Raw genomic sequence first — 16395 nt, 5'->3', positions numbered from 1 at the left:
AGCCGCAACGCACCCGCACCCGAACGGACAACCCGACGTCACGCCGCACTGAACGCGGCCACCGCCGCCTTCGCCGCCGCCTCCACGAGTGAGATCCCCTTGGCCTTGGTCGTGTTGCCGTTCGACAGCGTCGCCACCAGGTACTCGTCCCCGTCGACAGTGACCCGACCGATGCTGTTGATGTCCCACAGCCCGGTCGAACTCCGCGCCAGCCACCCGTTCTTGAGGGCCCACCGCGTGCCGTCGGCCGCCGCCGACACACCCCAGTGCTGATCGGCGGCGATCTCGCCCATCAGCCCCTGGAGGTATGTGCGCGAGGCCTCGCTGAGTTCGGAGTCGTCCCCGAACACCTGCTGGAGCAGGGAGAGTTGGTCGGCCGCCGTGGTCTGGGTCAGCCCCCACAGCGCACCGTCCCCGCCGGAGGTGCCGGTCAGCCCGAACCGCTCGTTCGCGGCGTCGAGACCGTCCGCCTGCCCGATGATGTCCCACAGCGCGGACGCGGACGCGTTGTCACTGTTCGTGATCATCGCGGTGGCGTACGTCTTCTCCGCCGCCGTCAGATGCCGGTCCGCGTCCTGCGCCTGGAGCAGCAGCGTCGCGAGGATGTCGACCTTGACGATGCTGGCCGTGTCGAAGGCCCCCTCGCCGTAGGCGGCGCCCTCGCCGGCGTCGATGTCGAACACCGCGACCGAGACCGCCGCGCCGTTCTCCAACGCCACGGCCTTCATCGCCTTGGCGAGCAGGGCGTCCCGGTCCACCGTGGGCTCCGTCACAGGTTCCACCGATGCCTCCTGGCTGGGGGACGACGACGCGGCCGACGCCGAGGACGACGTACCCGGCGATGCCGAGGGGGAGGAGAGGATAGGAGGCTCCCGCGGTCGTGCGCCTGTGCCTTCACGTACACGGCACCCGCCGCCGTCCCGCCCACGAGGACGGCGGAAGCCACCACGGTGTGGACGAGGGTCCTGCGTCCGGAGCGGCGGATGCGACGCCGACGAGCTCTGTGAGGGGCCATCCCGCGATGCTCGGGGCGGTGCCTGTGCCCGGCGTTAGACGCATGTTAGAGGTGTGTCAGCGAAAGCTGAGAATCCGGTGAAAGCTGTCAACGCCAGGTTTCAGGGCCCGCACAAGCCCAGCAGCATCCCCCCGATAGGGTCGGGGACCGTGGCGAACAAGAACATTCCCGACTCCGGCTTCCCCGACGACGACGGCTCCGCCGATCCCCGGCTGAGCGCGGCACTGGCGGCCTGGGCCGAGGACCGCACCGCCGTGGGGCCGGTCCTGGAGGCGCTCAAGGGCGCCCGGCTCCTCGTGCCCGTCGTGGCCGTCCTCGGTGAGGTCGAGGAGGACGAGAACGGGCTGCGTCACGAGAAGACCAGCGACATGGCGGTGCCCACCCTGAAGGCCGGCCACCGCACGGCCCTGCCCGCCTTCACCTCCACCGAGTCGCTGGCCCGCTGGGACCCGGCGGCCCGCCCCGTCGCCGTACCCCTGCACCAGGCTTTGCAGGCCGCCGCGCACGAGAAGGCCGACACGGTCGTCCTCGACCTGGCCGGTCCGGTGCCGTACGAACTGACCGGCTCGGCGCTGCTCGCCCTAGCCGAGGGGCGTACGACGGCGGACCCGCTCGCCGATCCCGCCGTGGTCGAGGCGGTACGCGCCGCCGTGGCCGCCGAGCCCGCCGTACTCCGCGCCCACCTGGGCCCCGGCCAGGCCGACGGCACGCTCGCGCTGGTACTGGACCCGACCGCGGCCCCGGCCGAGGCCGCCCGCGCGCTCGCCGGGCGGCTCGCCGCCGACGAAACACTGAGGGCCCGCCTGGTGCGCGGTCTCGACCTGGCACTGCTGCCGACCGGGACGACGCCACCGGGCGAGCCCTTGTTCGTACGTCGATAGAAAGCGGGAGCGGGAGCCGGAGAGGAGCCAAGGCCTCTCCGGCGGATCAGGTCCTAGCCGTAGATCGGGCCCGTGTACTTCTCGCCCGGGCCCTGGCCGGGCTCGTCCGGGACGATCGACGCCTCGCGGAACGCCAGCTGCAGCGACTTCAGTCCGTCGCGCAGCGGGGACGCGTGGAAGGAGCTGATCTCGGTCGCGCTCGCGTCCAGCAGTCCGGCCAGCGCGTGGATCAGCTTGCGCGCCTCGTCGAGGTCCTTGTACTTGTCGCCCTCCTCGGTCAGACCGAGCTTCACGGCGGCGGCGCTCATCAGGTTGACGGCGACCGTGACGAGGACCTCGACCGCGGGGACCTCGGCGATGTCGCGGGTCATGCTGTCGAAGTCGGGGTTCTGGGGAGGGGTCTCACTCATGTCCCACACGATAGGCCCCGGCACGTGGGCACCCGTCCGCGGGAGCGTGGAGGCGCTCGGTTAGCGCGGGCCCCGGGGAGCTGCTAACCTTGTGTAACGACCGGCCGGATGCGCCCAGACTTATGTCAGCGTGCTCGGCCCACAAGTGGAGGCTCCGATCTCCCACCCGACCGTCCTCAGGGATGGCGGGTCACCCGGTCAGGCGGCCACCACCGTTCCGTACGGACGGTGGAGTCGCCCGAATGTGCGCCCCGCGGTTCACCGCGGCGGTGCTCCGGTATTCGTTGGAGCCCCGCCTGTGTACCGTCCCGGGGCATTTTTCATGCCCCGCGGTGGTTGGTCCAATGTCATCAGAGACATACGCGGCTGTCCGCCAGACCGCCGTGTGGTGCTACCGAGGAGGATCCATCAGCACCGAGCCCCGCATTAACGACCGGATTCGCGTTCCCGAGGTGCGACTTGTCGGTCCCAGCGGCGAGCAGGTCGGGATTGTTCCGCTTGCCAAGGCCCTGGAGCTTGCGCAGGAGTACGACCTCGACCTGGTCGAGGTGGCGGCGAGCGCGCGTCCGCCGGTCTGCAAGCTCATGGACTACGGGAAGTTCAAGTACGAGTCGGCCATGAAGGCCCGTGAGGCGCGCAAGAACCAGGCGCACACGGTCATCAAGGAAATGAAGCTCCGGCCGAAGATCGACCCGCACGACTATGACACCAAAAAGGGTCACGTCGTCCGGTTCCTCAAGCAGGGCGACAAGGTCAAGATCACGATCATGTTCCGCGGTCGCGAGCAGTCCCGGCCGGAGCTCGGCTACCGACTGCTGCAGCGTCTGGCTTCGGACGTCGAGGACCTCGGGTTCGTCGAGTCGAACCCGAAGCAGGACGGCCGAAACATGATCATGGTTCTCGGTCCGCACAAGAAGAAGACCGAGGCGATGGCCGAGGCCCGTGAGGCCCAGGCGGCTCGCAAGGCAGAAGCGAAGGCCAACCCCGGTCGCTCGCAGAACGCCGCCGACGGTGAGATCGCCGAGGGTGAGATCGCCGAGGGCGAGACCTCCGAGGCCGAGACCTCCGAGGCCCCGGCCGAGGCTTCCGCCGAGGCCTGATCCCAGGGTGAAGGCTCCGGGGAGTCCGGGACGGCAGTCCACGGAGTCCACGGGACGTGAGTCCGGGGATGTCAATCGATACATACATGACGTTCCACCGTGCCCGGTTTAACGACCGGGCATCGGAACGCCACTGACGAGGAGAGAACGGCGCTATGCCGAAGAACAAGTCGCACAGCGGTGCCAGCAAGCGCTTCAAGGTCACCGGCTCCGGCAAGGTGCTCCGTGAGCGCGCCGGCAAGCGCCACCTGCTCGAGCACAAGTCGTCGCGCCTGACGCGCCGCCTCACCGGCAACGCCGAGATGGCCCCGGGCGACGCCAAGAAGATCAAGAAGCTTCTCGGCAAGTGACGTCGGGCGCGCACCGCGCGCCTGACCTCCGACCGGGACCCCATCGATTTCGGGCCGTGTGACGACAACCACGGCCCCGCTACAAGGAGTTAAAAAGTGGCACGCGTCAAGCGGGCAGTCAACGCCCACAAGAAGCGCCGGGCGATCCTCGAGGCGGCCTCCGGCTACCGCGGTCAGCGTTCGCGCCTGTACCGCAAGGCCAAGGAGCAGGTCACCCACTCGCTGGTCTACAACTACAACGACCGCAAGAAGCGCAAGGGCGACTTCCGGCAGCTGTGGATCCAGCGCATCAACGCCGCTGCCCGCGCCAACGGCATCACGTACAACCGCTTCATCCAGGGTCTGAAGGCCGCGAACATCGAGGTCGACCGCAAGATCCTGGCCGAGCTGGCCGTGAACGACGCCGGTGCGTTCGCCGCGCTCGTCGAGGTCGCGCAGAAGGCGCTGCCGTCGGACGTCAACGCGCCGAAGGCCGCGTGACGCTCGCGCTCGCCTGAGCCGTACGTCGCTGTGGACCCGCTTGCCTCACGGCTTGCGGGTCCCGGTGCGTTTGGGCTCCGCCGGCCTGTCCAGGCACGCTGCGCGTCGGCGATGTCGGTTCGGCACCGCCGGGTTCCGCCGTTCGCGGCTGAGTGCCGCGAGGGCGGGAGAAGTGCCTGCGGCGCGGGAATCCCTGCCCGGATCGGCACCGAACGCCACGCATGACAGGCCGTGTGCCCCCACCGGGCACACGAAGCCCACCCGCAACACCGAAGCCCTCCAGCCGGCGACACCCAGCCGATCGGCCCCGGGCCCGGCGGCGGGATCCGTGCCGGCCGGTGCCTGGCCTCCGGCCGGGGTCGCCCAGCCGGTCGTCGATTCCGGGTCCGGCGGCGGGATTCCGTCCCGGCCGGTGCCTGGCCTCCGGCGGGGGGACACCCAGCCGGTCGGGCCCGGGTCCGGCGGCGGGGTTCCGTCTCGGCCGACGCGGCCTCCAGCGGGGGACCCAGCCGATTGGTCCCGGAGCTGGCGGCGGGACTCCGTCCTGGCCGATGCCTGGCCTCCGGCGAGGTCGCCCAGCCGGTTGGCCCGGGTCTGGTGGTGGGGTTCCGTCCCAGCGGACGCCTGGCCTCCGGCGGGGACACCCAGCCGGTTGGTCGCCTGGCCTCCGGTGGGGATACCTGGCCGGTTGGTTCTGGGTCCGGTGGTGGGGTTCCGGCTCGGCCGATGCCCGGCCTCCGACGGGACACCCAACCCGTCGGCCCCGGGCCCGGCGGCGGGGTTCCGTCTCGGCGGACATGGCCTCCGGCCTCCGGCGGGGGTACCCAGCCTCGTCGTCTTCTCCGAGGGGACCCTGCCCCGCCCCCTCCCAAGCCGAACCCTCCGCAACCCCCCCGAGGTGACTTCATGCCCGCCGCCCCCGAGCTGATCTCCCCGCGCTCGCCGCGCGTAGCCGCCGCGCGGCGGCTCGCCCGGCGGAACTTCCGCGGCAAGGAGCGGTTGTTCCTCGCCGAGGGACCGCAGGCCGTGCGCGAGGCGGCGGCGCACCGCGTCGACGAGGCGGCCACGCTCGTCGAACTGTTCGCGACCGTCGAGGCCGCGGAGCGCTACGCCGACATCGTCGGGGACGCCCGGGCCGCCGGAGCCCGGGTGCACCTCGCCGAAGAGGAGGTGATCGCCGACATCTCGACCACCGTCACTCCCCAGGGGCTCGTCGGGATCTGCCGCTTCCTCGACACCCCGTTCGAGGAGATCCTCACGGCCCGCCCCAAGCTCGTCGCCGTACTCGCACACGTCCGCGACCCCGGGAACGCCGGCACGGTGCTGCGGTGCGCCGACGCCGCCGGCGCCGAGGCCGTCGTACTCACCGACGCGTCCGTCGATCTCTACAACCCCAAGGCCGTACGGGCCTCGGTCGGTTCCCTCTTTCATCTGCCGGTGGCCGTCGGTGTGCCCGTGGAGGCAGCCGTGCAGGGCCTCAAGGACGCCGGCGTACGGATCCTCGCCGCCGACGGCGCGGGCGAGGACGACCTAGACGACGAGCTCGACAAAGGGACCATGGGCGGCCCCACCGCCTGGGTGTTCGGCAACGAGGCCTGGGGGCTCCCGGAGGAGACGCGCGCGCTGGCGGACGCCGTCGTGCGCGTACCGATCCACGGAAAGGCCGAGAGTCTGAACCTCGCGACGGCCGCCGCCGTATGTCTCTACGCGTCCGCCCGTGCACAGCGCGCCTCCGGAGGGTGCCGCTCCGTCACCGACAGCTAGTAGGGTGACGGGCTCGGGGGCCCACTGCGCCAGACGAGAGGTGGGGTACGGGGATGGGTGTCGGCACGAGCGGTGCGAAGAGCGCACCGCGCGCGCGGGACGTGCGCGACACACCCGCGCCCCCGCGCGCCGGTCAGCACGACGATCGGCTCGATGCCGATCACGACACCGATCACGGTGCCGGTCCCGGGTCGCAACCGGGGGGCGAACTCGGTATCGACCCCGACGACCTGCCCGACGGACTCGTCATCGCCGACGAGAACGGCCGGGTCATCCGCTTCAACGCCGCCGCCGCCCGCATCACCGCCGTCCCCGCCGCCGCGGCCCTCGGACGCCACCTGGAGTCGGCCCTTCCCCTGGAGGACCTCGAAGGCCGTCGCTGGTGGCAGCTGACCGACCCGTACGGCGGCCTCGCGATCCGCGTCGGACAGCCCGAGCGGAATCTGCTGCTCCCGGGGGACGTGAGGTGCTCGTCGCCGCGCGCTACGTACGCACCGCGCCCACCGGGCCCGTCCGCCGCGTCGTCGTCTCGCTGCGCGACACCGAGGCCCGCCGCCGCACCGAGCGCAGTCACGCCGAGCTGATCGCCACGGTCGCCCACGAGCTGCGCTCCCCGCTCACCTCGGTCAAGGGCTTCACCGCCACCCTGCTCGCCAAGTGGGAACGCTTCACCGACGACCAGAAGAAACTCATGCTGGAGACCGTCGACGCCGACGCCGACCGCGTCACCCGGCTCATCGCCGAACTGCTCGACATCTCCCGCATCGACTCCGGCCGACTGGAAGTGCGCCGCCAGCCCGTCGACATCGGCGCCGCCGTCGGCCGCCACATCCAGGCGTACGTCACCTCGGGCCAGCCCGCCGACCGCTTCCTGCTCCGCATCGAACAGCCCCTGCCGCCGCTGTGGGCCGACCCGGACAAGATCGACCAGGTCCTGAGCAACCTGCTCGAAAACGCGGTGCGGCACGGCGAGGGAACCGTCACTATTGACGTCACGCCCTCGGCGTCCCCGCGTGAGCGCGAGGACGGCGAGAACGCGGCCACGTCGGTCACCGTGAGCGACGAGGGCACCGGCATCCCGGAGGAGTCCATGAACCGCGTCTTCACCCGCTTCTGGCGGGGCAGCAAGCGCGGCGGCACGGGCCTCGGGCTGTACATCGTCAAGGGCATCGTCGAGGCCCACGGCGGCACCATCACGGTCGGCCGAGCCCCCGGCGGCGGTGCCGAGTTCCGATTTACGTTGCCCGTGGGCACCCCGGCGTACCTGCTGTAACGCCGAAGAGGCCCCACGGGCGCAGTCGTACCGGAGCCACCCCTCGGACTGCGCGTCCGAGGTCGGCTCCCACCCCGTTAGACTCGGCCTTTGGCACCTTTGCGTCCCCGTTTCAGGGACGATGCGTCCCCCGAGTCGGGACGGGGACCATCCGCCAGCCAACCGGAAGCACGGGAAGAGATGTCGGCACCGAATAAGTCGTACGACCCTGTAGAGGTCGAGGCCTTGAAACCGGAAGAGATCGAGCGCATGCGGGACGAGGCGCTCGCCGCCTTCGCCGCCGCCGGCGACCTCGACGCGCTCCAGGAGGCCAAGGTCGCCCACACCGGCGGCACCTCGCCGCTGGCCCTCGCCAACCGCGAGATCGGCGCCCTGCCCCCGCACGCCAAGGCCGCCGCGGGCAAGCTGGTCGGCCAGGCCCGGGGCGCGGTGAACAAGGCCCTCGGCGCCCGCCAGGGTGAGCTGGAGGCCGAGCGCGACGCCCGGGTGCTGGTCGAGGAGGCGGTGGACGTCACGCTGCCGTACGACCGCGTACCGGCGGGCGCCCGCCACCCGCTGACCACCATGATGGAGCGCGTCGCCGACGTCTTCGTGTCCATGGGATACGAGATCGCCGAGGGCCCCGAGGTCGAGGCGGAGTGGTTCAACTTCGACGCCCTGAACTTCACGCCCGACCACCCGGCCCGGCAGATGCAGGACACCTTCTTCGTCGAGGGCCCGACGGGCGACCACGGCGAGTCCGGTGTCGTGCTGCGCACCCACACCTCGCCCGTGCAGGCCCGCGCCATGCTGGACCGCGAGCCGCCGGTCTACGTCGTCTGCCCCGGCCGGGTGTTCCGCACGGACGAGCTGGACGCCACGCACACCCCGGTCTTCCACCAGATCGAGCTCCTCGCCGTCGACGAGGGCCTGACCATGGCCGACCTCAAGGGCACCCTCGACCACATGGTCCAGTCGCTCTTCGGCGCCGACATGAAGACCCGGCTGCGCCCGAACTACTTCCCCTTCACCGAGCCGTCCGCCGAGATGGACATGCTCTGCTACGTCTGCAAGGGCGAGTCCGTCGGCAACCCCGACCGCCCCTGCCGGACCTGCTCCTCCGAGGGCTGGATCGAGCTGGGCGGCTGCGGCATGGTCAACCCGCGGGTGCTGGTCGCCTGTGGCGTCGACCCGGAGAAGTACAGCGGATTCGCCTTCGGGTTCGGCATCGAGCGGATGCTGATGTTCCGCCACAACGTCGAAGACATGCGAGACATGGTCGAGGGTGACGTCCGGTTCACCCGGCCGTTCGGGATGGAGATCTGATGCGGGTCCCGCTTTCTTGGCTGCGGGAGTACGTCGACCTGCCGGCGACGGAGACCGGCCGCGACGTCCAGGCCAAGCTCATTTCGGCAGGCCTCGAGGTCGAGACCGTCGAGCAGCTCGGCGCCGACCTCAAGGGTCCCCTGGTCGTCGGCCAGGTGCGGTCCATCGAGGAGCTGGAGGGCTTCAAGAAGCCCATCCGCTTCTGCCTCGTGGACGTCGGCACCGCCAACGGCACGGGTGAGCTCCAGGAGATCGTCTGCGGCGCTCGCAACTTCGCCGTCGGTGACAAGGTCGTCGTGGTCCTGCCCGGCGCCGTGCTGCCCGGCAACTTCGCGATCGCCGCGCGCAAGACGTACGGCAAGACCTCGCACGGCATGATCTGCTCCGGTGACGAGCTGGGCATGGGCGACGACGGCAGCGGCGGCATCATCGTCCTGCCGCCGGAGGTCGAGGTCGCCACCGACGCGATCGAGCTGCTCCAGCTCGTCGACGAGGTCCTCGACATCGCCGTCACGCCCGACCGCGGCTACGCCCTGTCGATGCGCGGTGTGGCCCGCGAGGCCGCCATCGCCTACGGCCTGCCGCTGCTCGACCCCGCGCTGCTCGACGTACCGGCCCCGAACGCGTTCGGCTACCCGGTGCGGGTGTCCGACCCGATGGGCTGCGACCGCTTCACCGCGCGGACGGTGACGGGCCTCGACCCCGAGACCCTCTCGCCGATCTGGCTGCGCCGCCGCCTCCAGAAGGCGGGCATGCGCCCGATCTCGCTCGCCGTCGACATCACCAACTACGTGATGCTGGAGCTCGGCCAGCCCCTGCACGCCTACGACCGCACCCGCGTCCAGGGCGCGATCGGTGTGCGCCGGGCCGAGCAGGGCGAGAAGCTCACCACCCTCGACGGCGTCACGCGCACGCTGGACGCCGAGGACCTGGTCATCACCGACGACCGCGGCCCCATCGGCCTCGCGGGCGTCATGGGTGGGGCGAACACGGAGATCGACGACACCGAGGGCACCACCACCGAGGTCGTCATCGAGGCCGCGCACTTCGACGCGCTCTCCATCGCGCGCACGGCCCGCCGTCACAAGCTGGCCTCCGAGGCGTCCAAGCGCTTCGAGCGCGGCGTCGACCCGCAGGCCGCCTCCGCCGCCGCCCAGCGCACGGTCGACCTCCTCGTCCTCCTCGCCGGCGGCACCGCCGACGCCGGGGTCACCGAGGTCATCGCGCCCTCCGCGCCGCACAGCATCACCATCCCGGCGAACCACCCGGACAAGGTGGCCGGTGTCGACTACGGCCGCGAGACCGTCGTCCGCCGCCTCCAGCAGGTCGGCTGCGACGTCTACGGGCAGGACGAGCTGATCGTCACCGTGCCGTCCTGGCGGCCCGACCTGACGGACCCGAACGACCTGGCCGAAGAGGTCATCCGGCTCGAGGGCTACGAGAACCTGCCCTCGACCCTGCCGAAGCCCCCCGCGGGCCTGGGCCTGACCGGCAGGCAGCGGCTGCACCGCCGGATCGGCCGCACCCTGGCCGGCGCCGGATACGTCGAGGCGCTGAACTACCCGTTCATCGGCGAGCACGTCTTCGACCAGCTCGGCCTGGCCGCCGACGACCCGAAGCGCAAGGTCGTCAAGCTGGTCAATCCGCTCTCCGACGAGGAGCCCGCGCTCCGTACGACGCTGCTGCCGGGCCTGCTGCACGCCCTGCGCCGCAACGACGGCCGCGGCAGCCACGACCTGGCGCTCTTCGAGACCGGTCTCGTCTTCCAGCCGCAGGACGAACTGCGCGTCGCGGGCCGCCTGCCCGTCGACCGCCGTCCCACCGACGAGGAGATCGCGTCCCTCACGGCCGCGCTCCCCGTCCAGCCCCGGCACGCCGCCGTCGTCCTCGCGGGCGCCCGCGAGCAGGCCGGCTGGTGGGGCAAGGGCCGCCCGGCCGACTGGGCCGACGCGATCGAGGCAGCGCGCTCGCTGGCCCGCGAGGCGGGGACCGAACTTCTCGTCCGTGCCGGGCAGTACGGGCCGTGGCATCCGGGTCGCTGCGCCGAACTGGCCGTCGTCGTCGACGGCCAGGAGAAGGTCATCGGGTACGCCGGTGAGCTGCACCCCGGTGTCCTGAAGACCCTCGGTCTGCCCGCGCGCACCTGCGCGATGGAGCTCGACCTGGACGCGCTGGAGCAGGCGAGCGCGGGCCTCCCCAAGGGCCCGAAGATCTCGACCTTCCCCGTCGCCACCCAGGACGTGGCTCTGGTCGTCGACAAGACCGTCCCGCACGTGGACGTCGAGGCGGCGCTGCGCGAGGGCGCGGGTGAACTCCTGGAGTCCATCCGCCTGTTCGACGTCTACGAGAACAGTGAGCAGCTCGGCGAGGGCAAGAAGTCCCTGGCCTACGCGCTGCGGTTCCGCGCCGACGACCGCACGCTGACCGTCGACGAGGCCTCCGCGGCGCGTGACGTCGCGGTGGCGCTCGCGGGTGAGCGGACCGGGGCGGTGCTACGGGGCTAGCTCCGCTGGGCGTAGCGGGGAACTGCGGGTCGTCTTCCGGCTGCGTGTGATGCGTGGCTGGGCGCGCAGTTCCCCGCGCCCCTTTCTGGGCGCTTTCCCCGGCCGACCTGCATAAATGCAGGCGTCCGAAGCTGTGTCACTCATTCGGGTGGCACGTCGGGGCGATCTGGCCCGATCGGGGCATGCGGTCGACAGAATCGGACCGGCCTGTTGAAGGTCGTCTGCGCTGTCAGGGCCTATTGGGGGGCCAATCGGCATGATCCGTATCAAGGCTGGGGCTCCCCGCAGGGCGACGTCCCGGACGAATTCGCGGGGGCGGGCCCGGGCGGGCCTCCGGGCGCGACACCGGGGGAGTGGTCTGCGGGCCGGGCTCGTCCGGGCGGTGAGCCGGGGCAGACCGCGCGTGCGACCGGCCCGGACGGTCCACGGTGGCGGTCCGCCGGACGGCCTCGACCGGACGGTGCGCCGGGCCGAGCGCCGGACCCTGCGGCGGGTATTGAGCCTGGGGCTGCCCACCGCCTGGGGCGCGATCGCCATCACGTACAGAATGACCTGTCCACTCGCCCAGCGGGACGGCCTCGAGGCGCGGATCGTCACCAGCGCCGTCTTCTTCGCCGTCGGCACCGGGCTGATCCTCCACGTCAGACGGGCGCTGCTGCGGGAGCTGAGGCAGATCCGCAAGGTCGCGGGCGCCGCCCAGAGCGTGCTGCTGAGACCGCTGCCTCCACGCATCGACGGCCTCAACGTCGCCGCGGCCCAGCTCTCCGCCGACCACGGCGCGAACATCGGCGGCGACCTGTACGAGGTGATCGCCACCGAGCACGGTGTACGGGTCGTCATGGGCGACGTGCGTGGACACGGCCTCGGCGCCATCGGAACCGCCGCCGCCGTCCTCGGCAGCTTCCGCGAGGCCGTGCACGACGAACCCGAACTCGCCTGTGTGCTCCGGCGGCTGGAACGCGCCCTGGCCCGGTACCTGCGCGAGCGGGCGCGCGCCGAACACCCCTCGGCGGGCCCGGACCCCGACAGCCCGGTCGCCGAGGAGTTCGTCACCGTACTGCTCCTGGAGATCCGCCGTGACGGCGAGGTGTACGCCCTCAACTGCGGTCACCCGGCGCCGTACCGACTCGGCACCGGTCGGGTGGAGCCACTCACGGGAGCCGAACCGCTGCCCCCGCTCGGCCCGTTCCCGCTCCCCGCCGAACTGGCGGCCACCCGGTGCGGCCGACTCCTCCCCGGCGAGTCCCTGTTCCTGCACACCGACGGAGTGGAGGACGCCCGCGACCCCCAGGGCCGCTTCTTCCCCCTGCCCGCCACGCTCGCCGAGGCCGTCCGTACCCAGCCCGTCTCCCCGCAGACCGTTCTCAGGGCGGTCTTCACCCGTCTGTTGCGCCACACCGGTGGCAGACCGGCGGACGACGTGGCCGTACTGATCCTCCGCAACGACCGCAGCCGAGTCCCGACACAGCAGAGCTGCACCGTTGCCCGGCACATGGGATGAACGCCGGCTCCCGCAGTGACCCCGCTCAACCGGCGGAGCCGAGCCGCCGCACTGTACGAGGGGGAGCCGGCGGCCCGGCCGGCCTCTTGCGAGGCATTTCAGTCAACCGGCAAGGAACTCTGCGCGACAGCGTGCACACGGTACGGATACGAGCACTCGGTTCACACCCCGTGTGAAGGGGGACCCACAAGCACAGAGGACGGATTACTCTGACCGCACTGTCGCCACCGAGCCACCCGGGGGCCCGAATGCAGCCCAACACTCTGCTCGACGCGATACTCGACGAGGCCGGCATCTCGCACTCCGGACTCGCCGCGCATGTCAACCAGGCGGGGAGGGCACGCGGCCTCGCGCTCAGATACGAACACACGGCCGTGGCACGGTGGTTGAAGGGTCAACGCCCGCGCGGTCAGGTGCCCGACCTGATCTGCGAAGTGCTCGCGGGGCGCCTGCACCGGCCCGTCACCCTGGACGACATCGGCCTCGGCGTGCCCGGCGAGCCGTCCGCCCCGCACGGCACCTCGCTCTCCGGTTTCGTGGAGCGCGCCACCGCCCTGTGGCGCTCCGACGAACAGCAGCGCCCGCACCTCCTCGGCGCCCCGGCCGTCACCGGAACGCCCGCCGTGATGCCGGTGTGGGAGTGGGAGAACCCGCCCGAGGACGTGGACGTCTCGCGCGGCGGCCGCCACCACGTGAGCATGGCCGACATCGAGATGCTGCGCGCGGCCCGCGCCCACTACGAGCAGATGTACCGCAAGGCGGGCGGGGTGGCGACCCGCAGCCGGATCGTCGGTTTCCTCAACGCGGAGACCGCGCCCCTGCTGCGCGGCAGTTATCCCGACGCCACCGGCCGCCAGCTCCACCGTGCGACGGGCGGCCTGGTCGCCATCGCGGGGATCTGTGCCTACGACTCCGACGCGCACGGGCTCGCCCAGCGCTACTTCCACCAGGCGCTGCGGCTGGCGAAGGCCAGCGGGGACCGGGGTCTTGGGGCGTACGTCATAGCGCTGCTGGTCAACCAGTCGCTGTTCATGCGCGAGCACCGGCAGGCCGTCGCCTTCGCGGAGGCCGCGCTGCGCGCCGCCGGACGGCACATCACCCCGGCGCTCGCCTCGGACCTCTACGCCATGCAGGCGAAGGCGTACGCGCACCTCGGCGACGGCAGCAGCGCGCTGTCCTGCATCCGGCGTGCCGAACAGGCCGCCGAGCGCATCCGGCGCGGTTACGAACCGGACGAGACCGGCTATGTCCAGCCCGGTCTGGTCAACGTACAGGTGGCGGAGGCACTGCTGAGCCTCGGTGACCTGGTGGCCGCCGCGGCGCACGCCGAGGCCGCCGTCGACACTCCGGCGCACGACCGGGGGCGCGTGCATCGTCTCGCGATGCTCAGTCAGATCGAGCTGCGGCAGGGGAACGCCGACAAGGCGGTGGCCACCGCCGTCCAAATGGCCGAGCAGGCCCGGGGGATGGAGTCCCAGCGGCTGCGCGACAGACTGCGCGCGGTACGCGAACACCTGGTGCGCAGCGGCTGTGCGGGCACGGCCGAGGCCGCCGAACTCATCGACGGAGCACTGCGCGTACCGCTGTAGACCACCGAGTCCCGCCGCCGCACCGTGCACTGTGCGCTGCTGTGCGCCTGCTGTCAGCACGCTCCTGCTGCGATATTGCCATCTACTCGGCGGAAGGTGGCAGAACCGTGCAGTGGACGAAACAGAACGAACAAACTGTGTACGCAAACCGCTGGTTCAGCGTCAATCTCGCAGATGTCGAGCTGCCGGACGGTCGGCACCTCGATCACTTTTTGATACGGCTGCGTCCCGTGGCCGTGGCCACGGTGGTGAACGAGGCCAATGAGGTGCTGCTCCTGTGGCGGCACCGCTTCATCACCGACAGCTGGGGCTGGGAACTCGCGGCGGGCGTCGTCGAGGACGGCGAGGACATCGCCGTCGCGGCGGCCCGCGAACTCGAGGAGGAGACCGGCTGGCGACCGGGACCCCTGCGCCATCTGATGAGCGTCGAGCCCTCCAACGGGCTCACCGACGCCCGGCACCACATCTTCTGGGCCGACGAAGGCGCGTACATCGGACACCCCGTGGACGACTTCGAGTCCGACCGTCGGGAATGGGTTCCCCTCAAGCTCGTCCCCGACATGGTCGCCCGCGGCGAGGTCCCGGCCGCCAATATGGCTGCCGCGCTACTCCTCCTGCATCACCTCAGGCTCGGGCAGGACGCGTTGCCCCGATCCATCCCCCCACGGCGTCCTGAGCGTTAGCGCCCGAGAGCCTGCCAGACCGCCACGGCGAGTGCGCCCACGGCCGTGAGGGCCGCGATCGCGGGCAGTGGCCAGCGGGTGTGTTCCAGGGCGACGACCCGTGCGCTCAGGTCGTCGAGCTCCTTGGCGGTCTGTTCGGCGCGGTGACTGAGCAGGGCATGCCCTCCCTCGACGCGTGCGTATGCCACGTCGAGGCGACGGCGTAACTCTGCGAGTTCTCCATGGACCACGGGATGCTCCGGGTCGGCGGTCACGGGTCCGCTCCTTTCCGTAGTCGTCACATCCCTTGGATGCGCACGGAAAGTCAACTCGCCTGGTGGACACGTGGGGAGCGTGTGCGAGGGGCATATGCGAGCCCGGCGCGCACACGGCGTGTGAATGGCGCGGGCCCGGCACCGAAAGGGGTGCCGGGCCCGCGTACGCCTGAGTTTCACCGTACGTAATCAGGTGACGGTACGAAAGGGGGCGATCGAACGTGTTCAGGCGTAGGTGTAGAAGCCCGAGCCGGACTTCCGACCGAGCCGGCCCGCGTCCACCATGCGCTGGAGCAGCGGGGGAGCGGCGTACAGCGGCTCCTTGTACTCCTCGTACATCGAATAGGCGACCGAGGCCACCGTGTCCAGGCCGATCAGGTCGGAGAGCTTGAGCGGGCCCATCGGGTGGGCGCAGCCCAGCTCCATGCCGTTGTCGATGTCCTCGCGGCTGGCGATGCCCGACTCGAACATCCGGATCGCGGAGAGCAGATACGGGATCAGCAGCGCGTTGACGACGAACCCGGAGCGGTCCTGGGCGCGGATCGCGTGCTTGCCGAGGGCCTTCTCGGCGAACAGCTGAGCCCGGCCGAGGGTGCCCTCGGAGGTGGTCAGCGCCGGGATCAGCTCGACGAGCTGCTGCACCGGAGCCGGGTTGAAGAAGTGGATGCCGACGACCTGGTCGGGGCGCGAGGTGGCGACCGCGAGGCGCACCAGCGGGATGGAGGAGGTGTTGGAGGCGAGGATCGCGTCCTGCCGGGTCACCACCTGGTCGAGCACCTGGAAGATCTCGGTCTTCACCTGCTCGTTCTCGACGACCGCCTCGATCACCAGATCGCGGTCGGCGAACTCGCCGAGGTCGGTGGTGAAGCTGAGCCGCTCCTGGGTGGCGGTGAGCTCGTCCGCGGAGATCTTTCCGCGCTCGGCGGCCTTGGCGAGGGAGTTGAACAGCCGGGTACGGCCGATCTCCAGGGCCTCACCGGTGGTCTCGGCGACCTTGACGTCGAGACCCGCGCGGGCGCAGACCTCGGCGATGCCCGCTCCCATCTGGCCGCAGCCCACCACTCCGACGCGTTCGATGTCGGTCACATCGTCCCCTTCGCTGATCTACGGCTGTCGCAGGGCCCCCGTTGTTCGGTGCCTGCTCCGATCGTGCACGTCCCGTGCACGTTACTCCGAAGTATCGATGATCGATCGCCCGGGTGGGGCATGCTGGCCGAGGAGACGATCCGTGACCGGACGGATCCGGAGCGTGGAGGAGCGGGGTGTGACGGGGCGGACGGCGGGAA

The 16395-nt window shown here is 71.1% G+C and carries 13 protein-coding genes and 2 pseudogenes; 11 read left to right on the top strand and 4 right to left on the bottom strand.

The features are described 5' to 3' along the window. Positions 1–38 precede the first annotated feature (38 nt). A pseudogene (locus AAFF41_RS11710) lies at positions 39–1015 on the bottom strand (serine hydrolase). A 149-nt stretch (positions 1016–1164) separates the two neighbouring features. On the opposite strand from AAFF41_RS11710, the gene AAFF41_RS11705 reads away from it, so the two are divergent. Then, complete coding sequence (locus AAFF41_RS11705; protein WP_343323926.1) at positions 1165–1896, top strand: SseB family protein; 732 nt, start codon at positions 1165–1167, stop codon at positions 1894–1896. A gap of 53 nt (positions 1897–1949) precedes the next feature. Here AAFF41_RS11705 and AAFF41_RS11700 read toward each other — a convergent pair whose 3' ends face one another. After that, complete coding sequence (locus tag AAFF41_RS11700) at positions 1950–2306, bottom strand: DUF1844 domain-containing protein (protein WP_319744961.1); 357 nt, start codon at positions 2304–2306, stop codon at positions 1950–1952. Between the two features lie 383 nt (positions 2307–2689). Between AAFF41_RS11700 and infC the strand changes: the two genes are divergently transcribed. The 10 genes and pseudogenes from infC to AAFF41_RS11650 all read left to right on the top strand — a co-directional run bounded on the left by infC (position 2690) and on the right by AAFF41_RS11650 (position 14855). Further along, complete coding sequence (gene infC, locus AAFF41_RS11695) at positions 2690–3406, top strand: translation initiation factor IF-3 (protein WP_319745294.1); 717 nt, start codon at positions 2690–2692, stop codon at positions 3404–3406. A 155-nt stretch (positions 3407–3561) separates the two neighbouring features. Then, positions 3562–3756, top strand: coding sequence for a 50S ribosomal protein L35 (gene rpmI, locus AAFF41_RS11690; RefSeq protein WP_007829094.1), 195 nt, complete (start codon positions 3562–3564; stop codon positions 3754–3756). 96 nt (positions 3757–3852) lie between these two features. Then, the gene (gene rplT, locus AAFF41_RS11685) at positions 3853–4236 is read left to right on the top strand and encodes a 50S ribosomal protein L20 (protein WP_054236131.1); all 384 of its coding nucleotides are present in this window, start codon (positions 3853–3855) and stop codon (positions 4234–4236) included. Positions 4237–5142: 906 nt separating this feature from the next. Further along, positions 5143–6000, top strand: a complete 858-nt coding sequence (locus AAFF41_RS11680; RefSeq protein WP_319744963.1) for a TrmH family RNA methyltransferase — start codon at positions 5143–5145, stop codon at positions 5998–6000. A gap of 53 nt (positions 6001–6053) precedes the next feature. Beyond that, a pseudogene (locus AAFF41_RS11675) lies at positions 6054–7273 on the top strand (sensor histidine kinase). Positions 7274–7453: 180 nt separating this feature from the next. Beyond that, the gene (gene pheS, locus AAFF41_RS11670) at positions 7454–8578 is read left to right on the top strand and encodes a phenylalanine--tRNA ligase subunit alpha (RefSeq protein WP_054236128.1); all 1125 of its coding nucleotides are present in this window, start codon (positions 7454–7456) and stop codon (positions 8576–8578) included. Beyond that, positions 8578–11082, top strand: coding sequence for a phenylalanine--tRNA ligase subunit beta (gene pheT, locus AAFF41_RS11665; protein WP_319744967.1), 2505 nt, complete (start codon positions 8578–8580; stop codon positions 11080–11082). Before pheS ends, pheT begins: the two co-directional genes overlap by 1 nt. 547 nt (positions 11083–11629) lie before the next feature. Continuing rightward, on the top strand, positions 11630–12583 hold the full coding sequence (locus tag AAFF41_RS11660; RefSeq protein WP_319745297.1) for a PP2C family protein-serine/threonine phosphatase: 954 nt from the start codon (positions 11630–11632) through the stop codon (positions 12581–12583). Between the two features lie 248 nt (positions 12584–12831). Continuing rightward, positions 12832–14172: an NsdA family TPR-like regulatory protein gene (locus AAFF41_RS11655; RefSeq protein ID WP_054236126.1), complete on the top strand. Its 1341-nt coding sequence runs from the start codon at positions 12832–12834 to the stop codon at positions 14170–14172. 107 nt (positions 14173–14279) lie between these two features. Further along, positions 14280–14855 carry an NUDIX hydrolase gene (locus tag AAFF41_RS11650; RefSeq protein WP_067365642.1) on the top strand — a complete coding sequence of 192 codons (576 nt, stop codon included), beginning with the start codon at positions 14280–14282 and terminating at the stop codon, positions 14853–14855. Here the strand turns inward: AAFF41_RS11650 and AAFF41_RS11645 are convergent. Together AAFF41_RS11645 and AAFF41_RS11640 are read right to left on the bottom strand one after the other, a co-directional pair. Continuing rightward, on the bottom strand, positions 14852–15109 hold the full coding sequence (locus AAFF41_RS11645; RefSeq protein WP_054236124.1) for a hypothetical protein: 258 nt from the start codon (positions 15107–15109) through the stop codon (positions 14852–14854). The two genes, AAFF41_RS11650 and AAFF41_RS11645, sit on opposite strands and share 4 nt — an antisense overlap. Before the next feature lie 225 nt (positions 15110–15334). Then, positions 15335–16195 (bottom strand): 3-hydroxybutyryl-CoA dehydrogenase, encoded by an 861-nt coding sequence (locus AAFF41_RS11640; protein ID WP_164331669.1) that lies wholly within the window; start codon positions 16193–16195, stop codon positions 15335–15337. Between the last annotated feature and the right edge of the window lie 200 nt (positions 16196–16395).

The organism is Streptomyces mirabilis, assembly GCF_039503195.1.
In the GTDB taxonomy this organism is placed as follows: Bacteria; Actinomycetota; Actinomycetes; order Streptomycetales; family Streptomycetaceae; genus Streptomyces; species Streptomyces mirabilis_D.
Note: the sequence above shows the minus strand (reverse complement) of the source record. Positions and strands in the feature narration are given on the sequence as shown.